The organism is Caballeronia udeis, from assembly GCF_001544555.2.
Classification (GTDB): Bacteria; Pseudomonadota; Gammaproteobacteria; order Burkholderiales; family Burkholderiaceae; genus Caballeronia; species Caballeronia udeis.
Genome location: NZ_FCOK02000053.1, coordinates 54,555 through 65,555 on the forward strand (window position 1 = coordinate 54,555; position 11,001 = coordinate 65,555).

The 11,001-nt window shown below is 61.4% G+C and carries 10 protein-coding genes and 1 pseudogene; 3 read left to right on the top strand and 8 right to left on the bottom strand.

Going from position 1 to position 11,001, the window contains the following annotated elements; genetic code table 11:
• Positions 1-24: 24 nt before the first annotated feature.
• From alc to AWB69_RS30110, 8 genes are read right to left on the bottom strand one after another with little or no spacing between them, the layout of a single operon-like run.
• The gene (alc, locus tag AWB69_RS30075) at positions 25-1,029 is read right to left on the bottom strand and encodes an allantoicase (RefSeq protein ID WP_062090468.1); all 1,005 of its coding nucleotides are present in this window, start codon (positions 1,027-1,029) and stop codon (positions 25-27) included.
• A gap of 41 nt (positions 1,030-1,070) precedes the next feature.
• The gene (locus tag AWB69_RS30080) at positions 1,071-1,739 is read right to left on the bottom strand and encodes a DUF1989 domain-containing protein (RefSeq protein WP_062090469.1); all 669 of its coding nucleotides are present in this window, start codon (positions 1,737-1,739) and stop codon (positions 1,071-1,073) included.
• A complete protein-coding gene (locus AWB69_RS30085; RefSeq protein WP_062090470.1) occupies positions 1,736-2,539 on the bottom strand; it encodes an amino acid ABC transporter ATP-binding protein in 804 nt (267 codons plus the stop codon). Before AWB69_RS30085 ends, AWB69_RS30080 begins: the two co-directional genes overlap by 4 nt.
• Positions 2,536-3,219, bottom strand: a complete 684-nt coding sequence (locus AWB69_RS30090) for an amino acid ABC transporter permease (protein WP_062090471.1) — start codon at positions 3,217-3,219, stop codon at positions 2,536-2,538. The genes AWB69_RS30085 and AWB69_RS30090 overlap by 4 nt, the downstream gene beginning before the upstream one ends.
• Entirely contained in the window at positions 3,216-3,899 is a 684-nt protein-coding gene (locus tag AWB69_RS30095) for an amino acid ABC transporter permease (protein WP_062090472.1), read from the bottom strand. The genes AWB69_RS30090 and AWB69_RS30095 overlap by 4 nt, the downstream gene beginning before the upstream one ends.
• Positions 3,900-3,917: 18 nt before the next feature.
• Positions 3,918-4,553 carry an urea carboxylase-associated family protein gene (locus AWB69_RS30100; protein WP_062090473.1) on the bottom strand — a complete coding sequence of 212 codons (636 nt, stop codon included), beginning with the start codon at positions 4,551-4,553 and terminating at the stop codon, positions 3,918-3,920.
• Between the two features lie 11 nt (positions 4,554-4,564).
• The gene (locus tag AWB69_RS30105) at positions 4,565-5,182 is read right to left on the bottom strand and encodes a DUF1989 domain-containing protein (RefSeq protein ID WP_062090474.1); all 618 of its coding nucleotides are present in this window, start codon (positions 5,180-5,182) and stop codon (positions 4,565-4,567) included.
• 18 nt (positions 5,183-5,200) lie between these two features.
• Positions 5,201-6,049 carry a transporter substrate-binding domain-containing protein gene (locus AWB69_RS30110; RefSeq protein ID WP_062090475.1) on the bottom strand — a complete coding sequence of 283 codons (849 nt, stop codon included), beginning with the start codon at positions 6,047-6,049 and terminating at the stop codon, positions 5,201-5,203.
• A gap of 278 nt (positions 6,050-6,327) precedes the next feature.
• On the opposite strand from AWB69_RS30110, the gene AWB69_RS30115 reads away from it, so the two are divergent.
• From AWB69_RS30115 to AWB69_RS30125, 3 genes and pseudogenes are all read left to right on the top strand, one after another.
• A complete protein-coding gene (locus tag AWB69_RS30115; protein WP_062090476.1) occupies positions 6,328-7,212 on the top strand; it encodes a MurR/RpiR family transcriptional regulator in 885 nt (294 codons plus the stop codon).
• A 529-nt stretch (positions 7,213-7,741) separates the two neighbouring features.
• The gene (locus AWB69_RS30120; protein WP_062090477.1) at positions 7,742-9,658 is read left to right on the top strand and encodes an SMP-30/gluconolactonase/LRE family protein; all 1,917 of its coding nucleotides are present in this window, start codon (positions 7,742-7,744) and stop codon (positions 9,656-9,658) included.
• A gap of 291 nt (positions 9,659-9,949) precedes the next feature.
• A pseudogene (locus AWB69_RS30125) lies at positions 9,950-10,923 on the top strand (MFS transporter); the annotation flags it as partial.
• Between the last annotated feature and the right edge of the window lie 78 nt (positions 10,924-11,001).

Sequence of the window (11,001 nt, forward strand, 5' to 3'; positions counted from 1 at the left end):
ACCAGCGCCTTCAGGCGGTGTGGATCAGCCCGGCGCGTGCCCGATCAGACGAAGTCGCGACACGCCGCCGTCGGGCAGAATATTGAAGCGCACATGCGTCACCGGCAAGATCCGCTCGGGCGTGAACGAATGCAAACGGTCCATTCCCAGCTTCTGCTCGTCGAGCAATACGGGCCAGAACATCGATTGCGTGATCAGGGATTCGTCGGTCCCGGCCGTGACGAACGCGCCTTGCAGCGAGCAACGGTCCGCGAAATTGCCTTTGAAATGCGCGGTGTCGACATCGATCTTGCTGATCTCGCCAGGCACCGCGAGTTCGACGATGCACCAGTCACAGCCCGGTTCGCGACGCCGGCGGGTTTCCCAGCCTTCGCCTATGTTTGCCGCACGCGTGGGCAGAAGCAGATTTGACGCCAAGCCGAAATGCTGGTCGTTCACCGCGATGATCCGTGCACCAATCATCGCTGACGCGAGATTGAATTCGGCGTCCGGCGCGAGTTCGCGGCGCGGACGGCCGAATACGCGCAATCGCGCGACACCTCCGTCCGGGTAAATATTCAGTCGTACGTGCGTGTAGACCACGCCCGCGGCCGCTTCGATCGCGCGAAAGTGATGCGCGTTGCCGCTCAGCGCCATCGCGGGCAGCACTTCGGTCCATTGCGCGCCGGCGGGCGGAATGTCGTCATCCGAGCGGCACGCGTCGATCGATGCCGCTGGAGGAAAGTTGCCGGTGAAATGGCTCGTGTCGATATCGACGCCCATCAGTTCGCCCGCCACTCCCAGCTTCACGATGCAGAAATCGTGGCCGGTCACGCGCTTGCGCCGCGATTCCCAGCCGTCCATCCATTTGCCGTTGTCATCGTATTTACCAGGGATGAACACGGCCGGTTCCGGAGCCAGCATGCGGGCCATCGGTGCAAAAAAATCGTCACTGGTAAGCACCGCTTGCGCGCCGAGACGTGGGTCCGCGAGGTTGATGCCCGCGCGCGTAAACGCCGGAGCGTTAGAGTCGAAAGTGGGAATTGCCATGTGCGTGAGGGTCTATCCGGGATTGTTGAAATGAAGAACGCTCAGGCGTCCGGAACCCACGATTGCGTGCCTTGCAGATCGGATACGAAGTCGTCGAACACGGCGATCTCAACCGGTTGCGGCGTGTTGTCGCCTTGCCCCTGAATCTTGACGATGTCCTGCGGACACGCGGAAAACGCAACGAAGCAATCCATTTCGGCGCGTAGCGTGATGTACTCGCCAGGCTTCGTCACGGTGGGCAACGTATGCAGCGTGATGCCGTCCGGCTGCACGCGGATATTCATGAAGATATTGAACGACGCGAGGTTCTGGCGCGGTGGCGTGACGCCGAGTTCAAACATGCCTTCGAACATGTTGTCGCAGCAGTTGCGATGATAGCCGCGCACGCCGAGCAATTCGTAGCGCTTGCGATCGCAAGCCGCCATGAAGGTGTCGTGGACGCCGGGCGTCGTGTCCTCCACGACGGTCAGCACCGGATGACGCTGATTGGTCACGAAGCTGTCGCCAATCACCGGATTGAGCCGCTGGTTCCACACGCGCGTGGTCTCCATGCACATGTATTCGTTCAGGTCGTACGCATTCCAGGCCCAGCAGTCCACGACTTGTGTGCCATGGGTGTTGATGACGCGCACGGCTTGACCCGCTTTCAGTCGGACTGCCTTGCCGTGCCCGGCGGCAACGGTCTGTGTAGGTTGATTCGTATAGCTCATGAGCGTGAATTTTCCGGAGTAAAACGATAGAGAAACTGCTGAAGTCGCGGCGACGACGGTGTATCGAGCACTTGTGCTGGCGGCCCCTGTTCGACGATGTGTCCGCCATCCATGAAGATCACGCGATCCGCGACATCGCGCGCAAAACCGATTTCATGCGTGACGACGATCATCGTCGTGTCGTTCGCGGCAAGTCCGCGCATCACGGCCAGCACTTCGCCAACCAGCTCGGGATCGAGCGCGCTGGTCGGCTCGTCAAACAGGATTACCTCGGGCGCCATCGCGAGCGTGCGGGCAATGCCGACGCGCTGCTGCTGGCCACCCGACAGGTTCGCGGGCATCGACGTGTGCTTGCCGCTCAGGCCAACCTGGCGCAGCGCTTCTATGGCGAGGTCAGTGGCGGCGAGACGGTTCATCCGTTTGACCGACAGCAATCCTTCCATCACGTTTTCGAGCGCCGTCATATGCGGCCACAGATTGAAACTCTGAAACACCATGCCGATCCGGCTGCGCTGCGCGCGTATCTCGCGGTCGGGACGCGGGCTCGTCGCGCCGTTCGGGTTCTCGCGCAAACCGATCCGCTCGCCGCCGATCCAGATCGCGCCTTCGTCGGGCGGCGAGAGCCAGTTCAGGCAGCGCAGCAGCGTTGATTTTCCGGAGCCCGACGGACCGAGCACGCAGACCGTTTCACCGCGTGCGACCGTCAGATCGACGCCGTCGAGAATGCGGTTCGCGCCGAACGACTTGACGATGCCGCTCGCCTTCAATGCCACGGGCGGCGTGCTGTCGGATGGGTTCATGCTGGTCCCCGAGGCAGGGCGACCCGATGGGCGCGGCCGAGACGGCGCTCCCAATGACGAGTCGAAAAGTGAATGACGGATGTCACGGCCCAGTAGACCATCGCGACGACGAAATAGACTTCGAGCGGCGCGTACGTGTCGGACACGACGGCCTTCGCGGCGAACATGAACTCGTGCACCGAGATCACCGACAGCAACGCGGAATCTTTAACGAGGCCGATCAGCAGACCCGTCAAGGTGGGCAGCAGCAGCGGCAACGCCTGGGGGGCGATGATGCGGCGCGCGATCGCAATCGGAGACATACCGATCGCGACGCCCGCTTCAATGGTTCCTGCGGGCACGGCGGCGACAGCAGCCTGAATCACTTCTGCGACATATGGGCCGTAATAGATCGCGAGGGTGAGCGTGCCGACTAATGGCGCGGGCAGCAGCACACCGAAATCCGGTAGTACGAAAAACGTTACGTACAGCAGCACGAGCAGCGGCAAGCCAAGCGTCAACGCGGTGTAACCGCGAATCATCGCGGCAAGCCACGGACCGCCGCGTCGCTGGCCGACCGTTAGCAGAACTCCAAGCACGCCCGACATAGCGGCGCCGGACGCGCACAACCAGACCGTGCTGCCAAGTCCTGTCGCAAGCTCCGGCCAGTAGCCGGACAGAACGCTGAGATCGAAGGTCATCGCGCAACCCCTGCCGCGACCCGTTCGACGCCGGGCGCGCGTGGCGAACGCTGTGTGCGTCGCGCGGCGTAGATGACCGGCAACGCGACCGCCAGATAGCCGACGCTGACCAGCAGCATCACTTGCGCCGACGTGTAGGTTCGCGCGATCACCATCTGTCCCGCGTACGTCAGTTCGGTGACGGCGACGACCGACGCGAGCGGCGTGGTTTTCAGCAGGATCGTGAATTCGTTGATGAGTGCGGGCAGGCTGGCCTTCAGCATCTGCGGCAGCGCGATCCTCAACGCGATGCGCCAGGGTGGCATACCGAGCGCAATGGCCGCTTCGTACTGACCAGCCGTGATCACCCGCAGATTGCCCCGCAGGATTTCCGCCGTGTAGGCGCCGCTATTCAGGCCGAGCGTGAGCGCGGCGGCCAGCATCGGACGGCCGCCCAGCCCGATCAATGGCAACGCGAAGAACAGCACGAACAGCTGCACGAGGGCGGGCGTGCCGCGCATGAAGCTGATGTAGAGCCGCGCGGCCCAACGCACCGGCGCGACCCGTGTCAGTTGCATCGCGAGCGCGAGATGGCCGAACACGAGACTGCCGGTTGCGCCGAGCAGCGTCAATTCCACGGTCAGCAGCCAGCCGTCGATGAGTGTCGGCAGGCTATGGATCACTTGTGGGTCAAACCCCATCACGCTCGGTTCCCGGAATCAGAGTTCATCGAGTTCTTCGGCCACCGACAATTCGAGCGCGCCGGGTGCGTCGTTGCCGGGAATGCCGGTGCAGCAGGCCGACACGATGAACACCATGTCCGTCACCACCCGGCACGCGACGAAATCGCCCGCACGCGTAGTGTTGGGCAGTGGTTCGATACGGCCATCCTGATGCAATGCAACGTGCATGAACAGGTTGATCGGGTCGGGAATTTTTGGCGGATTCAGGCCCAGCGATCCAATCAACGCGCCGACCGATTCGACGCAGCCGGTCTGTGCCGCGTAGCCCTGCTCCGCGAGATACGCGCTCGTCGATGCGGGGAGCAGCAGATCGTGTTTGCCGCTGGAATCCTTGCCGAGCACCATCAGCGCGCGGCGGCGGTTGCTGACGATCCGCATGCCCGCCTGCAACACGTACGAATTGCTGAACACGCGTGTGTGATGGACCGACATATACACGTCGTCGTTGATCCGGCTGAAGCCGAACATGGACGCGACCGCGCCCGGCTCTTTCGCCTCGATACGCAGGATCTGGCCTGCCTTGACGTCGATCGCGCGCGATTCCCCTGCAGGCACGGCGACGGTTTGCGGGGGCAGCGGGGCGCGCGAAGGCGGTTCTTTAAGAAGCAGCATGTTGAGTCCGTTCAGGCGGCGACAGGCGTCGCGGGCAGGATGGAAATGGCGATGTCGGTGACCTTCAGGCCGTTGCCGGGAATGATGTCCTGCGGACACGACGACACCGCGCACACCAGGTCTTCGAACACGTCGAACGTGATGTAGTCGCCGGGCTTGCTGGTCGGATCGGTGACCTGCATCCGGCAATCGCGCGTGACCGGGCCGTTCTGAAACAGGTTGAACGGCTCGGGCACATCGAACGGCGACAGTCCGTACAGCGCGAGACCCGCGTGCATGTTGTCGAGGCAGTTGCGATGCCCGGTCACGTTGAAATCGACTGTGAAACGCGTGTCGTCGCAGGCGGGCACGTTGGCGTCGTGAATGCCGACGGTGTCTTCGGCCACCCGCAACAAAGGACGCCCCAGCGACGAGTACAGCGCGTCGCCGACGTTGAAAAACAGCGTCCGGAGCTGACGGCGCGTATGCGTCGGCGACAGTTTTTCTTCATGGTTCGACGCGACCACTGCGACGAAGTCGGCGGCCTGCTGGCCTTCGAGGTCGATGATCGTCAGCCGCTGACCCGCCTTCACTTCGAAGGTGCGTCCGTGTCCTGCCTTGACGGTGAGAGTCTGTACTGGATCTGTCATGTGTTCGGTCTGCTCGATTTACTGGGCGGGGAGGAAGTCGGACGTCGGCGTATCGAAGCTCACGCCGAGGTTGGCCTTTTGCAGGCGTGCGAGTTCGCCGGACTTTTTCATCGCGATGATCTGGTCGCTGATCGCCTTGTTCAGACGCGTGTCGTCAGGACGGGTCGCCCAGGCAATCCATTGCGACGGTCCAAGTTCGCCGGTTGACTTCAGCTTGCCCGGATTCTGTTTGATGACGCCTGCGAGCACGGTCATATCGTCGAACACGAAATCGGCACGACCCGTCATCAGCGCAGCCACCGTTTGATCGACGCTGTCCACGCTGATCAGTTGGATCGGCGCAAGACCCTTGGCCTTCAGCGTCTCGTTGAACTGCTTGAGGATCTGTTCGGGCGCGCTCGCGCTCTTGACCGCGCCGGTCAAACCCGCGAGCGATTCGATGGTTGCTTGCTGCGGAATCTTCTTGAAGTCGGAGCGCACCAGTGCACCGTTCACCGTCTTGCTGGTCGGCACCACGTACGCGAGGCGCTTCGCGCGTTCGGCGGTTACGTTCAGCGCCGAGCCTTCGATATCGAACGAATGCGCGAGCAGGCCTGGAATGATCCCGCTGAACGACATGCGCTGATATTCGATCTTTACGCCGAGATGTTTCGCGACGGCAGCCATGATGGCCGGATCGAAACCGACGATGTTGTTGTTGGCGTCGGTGTACTCGTACGGCGCGAAGGTCGGATCGATCGCGACGGTCATCGTGCCGCGACTCTTGATGTCGTCGAGCGTATCGGCGTTCGCGGCTACCGAGTGGATCAACGCGGCAAACGGCAACAACGCGGCAAGGGCAATGCTTGAGAGGCGGCGCTTCAGCATCAGGGGAACTCCCGTAGACAGGTGGACGATGCCACTCCAATGCATGATTCGTACCAGCCCGATATGTGAAACACGTGTTTCACATACATAACTCTAAAAACATATGTTTCTATAAGGGTTTTCAAGAAACGCCAATTTCACATCCCGCGGTCCGACCTATAATGACGTCATCGCGAGATACCGACGGTCTGCACCCAGTGCGTGCAAGAGAATAGCGATGCACATTCGCGGTGCCGGCGTCGCACCACGACGGGTTCTCCACTTACTCACAAGCCGAAATGTCAAACGCTCAAACGAAACAAGAGAAGCGCGCACCGCAGTCGATCGAGAATCGCATCGCCGAACGCTATGACGAACTGTCCGAGATCGATCAACGGCTGGCCGATGTCATTCTGAGTGCGCCGGGACAACTGGCAATGCAAACCGCCACCGAACTGGCGACGACCGCGCAGGTGTCGAAAGCGACTACGACGCGTTTTTTTCAGAAGCTCGGGTATGCGTCTTATGACGCCGCGCGCGCGGTTGCGCGCGCGGCGCAAGTCGGCGGTTCACCGTTGTATCTACAGGATCGGGGCCGCAAGAATGCGAGTACGAAACTGGACGATGTGATTCAGGCGCACCTGCGGCACGAGGTCGAGAATCTGGCGAACACGTACCGGTCGCTCGATACGCGCATGCTGAGCGAGGTGGTCGATGCGGTTGCGCGCGCGCGGCGCGTAGTGATTATCGGATATCGGCATAGCCATACGGTGGCCACGATGATCAGGCGCGAACTGATTCAGGTGCGCTCCGACGTGGTGTTATTGCCCGCCCCGGGCGACACGATTGGCGAATATCTCGGCGACCTGACCGCGAAGGATGTCGTGATCATCGTCGGCTTGCGGCGCCGTGTGCCGGCGGTCGGTTTGGCCGCAGTCGCACTCGCCGAGGCTGGCGTGCCGATACTGTATATGTCGGATGTCATTGCGGGGAAACCGGCGCGACTCGCGCGCTGGGTGATCCGGTGCCACACGGATGGCCTGATGCTGTTCGACAGCACGGTCGGCATGACGGCGGTGGTCAATCTGATCTGCTCACTGGTTGCCGAACACCTGCTCGAACGGGACAACAATCACTTACAGCGGGTCGAAGTCATGCACGAGCGCTTGCGCGAGCTCGACTGAAAAACGTGGGTGTTTTTCCAGAGAACCTGTCGCATTTTTCAGGCAGAGCGGCGGCTTCCACGAAGCCAGCCGCTCGCGCGCCACGCTTGCCAACCCCGAGCCTCCCGTTCACATGTGAAACCTCGGCCACCTTGCGGACCGGCTGAAACCGCCACTCGGTCTAGCGCGTTTGCCTGTACAGCAAACGCGAACGACTCAACTTTCCTCTCCCCCCGCCGATATACCGCCTGAAGGCAGCATCGGATTGGACAGATGTGACCCTTAGCGGAGCGGCGAGTGGACCAGGGCAACGTCCCACGAAACGCCGCTCGCTGAACGGGCGGGCGGCGCCGGGTCACGTCGCGTAGAAAACCGTTCCAGATCGAAGAATCCTCCAGCCCCCTGGCCGTGCATCTCTGCACGAAAACGAAGGCCGCAACAGACGCCATCGGTAGCTCTCCACGTAGAGACCAGGTTATCAAAGCCACGAGCCTGTCCAAACCCACAACCACCCAAATTCACCTGCCTACAAAAGGCGCTCTCCACGATCATGAAACGAAGAATCCACACCACCTTCCTTGCCGCGCTGCTGATCGCTACGATTGCGCCCGCGTGCCAGGCGCAATACACCACCGACTGGGTGGCAAACACCTACGGGACCAACGCCACCCGCGTGGGTAGCGTTGCGCGCTCCATGTGGGTAGCGCCCGAGGGCGTCATCTACACCGCTTCACTGTGGGACGAAAACGAGGGCGGCGTCGCCATCTACCAGAATGGTCAAAGCACGGGCTCCATAGGCGGTCACGGCGATTTCCAGGGCGGGGCAATCACGGGCAACGCAACTTCAATCTTTGCCGCGTTGGCATTCACCACCGCCAATGGCGGCGGCACAGTAGGGCGGTACAACCGGACCACTCAAGCCCGCGATTTGCTTCTCTCCGTCAGCGCGACAACAACGGCGCAGTTGACTGATGTCATCACCGGTCTCGCGACGTCGGGCTCGCTCCTTTATGCGAGCGACTTCCCGGGAAATCGCGTTCGCGTCTACACCACCGACGGCACCTGGCGACAGGACATCAACGTCCCGAGCCCGGGCGCGCTCGCCGTGGACAGCGCAGGAGACATCTGGGTTGCGCAGAAGAGCACCGGCACGATCCTCGAATTCAATCCGGCCGGTGCACCGCTGAACACCATCCAGATGCCCGCCACCTCTCGACCGTCGGCGCTGTATTTCGATTCATCGAGCGGGTATCTCATGATCGGCGACGAGGGCCCCGACATGAACATCAAGATCTACAACATCTCGAGCACGCCATTGCTGGTCAGCACGTTTGGTATCCAGGGCGGATATCTGGACACCACAGCTGGAACGAAAGGCCAGGTCGGCGACAAGCGGTTCACCCGCGTCACCGGCATAGGCAAGGACTCGGCCGGCAACCTGTACGTGCTCAACAACCCATGGGGCGGAAGCTGGGACCTCGGCCGCGACGGTGGCACCGATATCCACTCCTACAGCAGCACCGGCACCCTGCAATGGAAGCTTCAGTCTCTCCACTTCGAGGGAGTCGCCGCTCCGGACCCGGGTACTGACGGAGCCTACTTCTATGGCGGCACCAACATTTACTCCGGCACCGCTGGAGGAACCTTCGTAGCGAACACGGTCGATCCGATCGACTATCCCTCCGATCCACGAATCAACCTCGCCGATACCTCGCGCGATGAGCACTTCGGTCAGGTCGCCAGCGTCGGCGGAAACCGGATCCTTGTGGCGTCCGGCCAGAATCCTGACCACTTCTACTTCTTTCACTTCAATGCCGCGAATGGCTACATCGCCATCCCGGACGGCTCGATTCCGGGGACATTGTTCAATGCGACCGCACCGGTCAGGGACGGATTCTGCCTCGACAGCAAAGGAGACGTCTGGGCTGGTCTGGACAAGACGAATGCGATCTGGCACTACCCGCTGACCGGCTTCGATGGCACCGGCAAGCCGACATGGGGAGCCGGAAACGCAACACCCATTCCGGGCACGATCACACCGTTGTCGCGGATCATCTACCTGCCCGAAAGCGACACCATGATCCTGGCCCAAGGACTTACCGGAGGCTCAGGCTGGACGTCGATTGGAACGAGGGTCGAGGTGTATCACGGCTGGCTCGCGGGCAACACCACCGCTCCCAACCCGGTGATCAACGTCACCAGCGCCAATCCCAAGTCGATCACAGCTGCCGGCAACTATCTGTTCGTCGGATACGTACACACCGTGCCCAACGTCGATGCTTTCAACCTGACCACGGGCAACCTGGACATCACGTTGATCAACAGCAGCCCCAGCACCGTGTACGTAGGCAATGACGTGGATTCCATGTACGGCCTCAGGTCGTACCTTCGGTCGACCGGCGAGTACGTGGTCACGAAGGACAACTACAACGGTAGCAGCGTTGTTGTTTATCGTTGGACACCGTGATCAACCGGCTCGCCGCGCCCACGCGGCGAGTGCCTTCAGCCACTAAGCCATGTCGACTTGCCGGCATGGCTTCTTTCCACACTGAGCGTTCGCCCGGAAACTCCGGCAGAGCCCTCCCGATACCGGCCGTGCAGACATCCGCAATTTGCGAGTAGCATGTAACGCCTCGGCAAACACAATCACCATCGCACTCACCGTGCTTGACCGGGCCGATCCTGCGCTTGCTCGCGGTGTCGCTTGAATCCCGAGCATCGTAGATAAAAAAACGTGCCGTACCGGAGGAGACAAAGTATGCGCAAGATGCGCTGGATGGTCATATTTCTATGCTTCCTGGCAATCGCGATCAACTATGTTGATCGCGCGAATCTCGCAGTCGCAGCTCCCCAGATAGAGAAGGCGCTCAACATCGGCCCGGCGCAAATGGGCCTGGTCATGAGCGGTTTTTTCTGGACCTACGCGCTGATGCAAATGCCGTTCGGCTGGTTCGTCGATAAAGTCGGCGCACGCATTGCGCTACCGCTTGCAGTCGGATGGTGGTCGGTGTTCACCGCGCTGACAGCAGCGACCACGAGCGTGGCGGGCATGTTCGGCTGCCGCCTGATGCTCGGCGTGGGTGAGGCGGGCGCTTATCCGGCGTGTGCGAAGCTCGTCGCGCAATGGTTCAAACCGGCGCAGCGCGCGTTCGCCACCAGTATCTTTGACAGCGGCTCACGAGTCGGCTCCGCACTCTCCATCCCGATTGTCGCGCTGATCATCAGCGGCTTCGGCTGGGAAGCATCGTTCGTCGCGACGGGCGCAGTCGGTTTGCTGTGGGTGCTCGGCTGGTTCGTGATCTATCGCAATCCGTCGCGTGGCGACCTGACCGGCGATGAAAACGCAGCGCCTGTGCCGCGCGAAAAAACGTCTGGCCAGAACGTTACGTGGGCCTCGCTCTTCAGGCATCGCACGCTGTGGGGCATGATGCTCGGCTTCTTCTGCCTGAACTTCGTGATCTACTTTTCATCACGTGGTTCCCGAGTTATCTCGTGCAGACGCGCGGCTTTTCGCTCAAGTCGCTCGGCACGCTCGGCATGATTCCCGCGCTCATTTCCATTCCCGGAGGCTGGCTGGGCGGCATTGTTTCGGATGCGCTGTATAAACGCGGCTGGAGCCTGACGAAGTCGCGCAAGACCTGTATGGTCGGCGGCATGCTGCTGTCGTCGATCATCACGCTGTCGGCGTTCACGACCAGCACGTATGTGATGCTGGGATCGTTTGGAATTGCTTAGAGGGCAGTTCAAAAAGGCTGCTCAGTTCGGCTGAAGATGTTCCAGCAGACGAGTGAGCAGGCTAGTTTGAGGAAT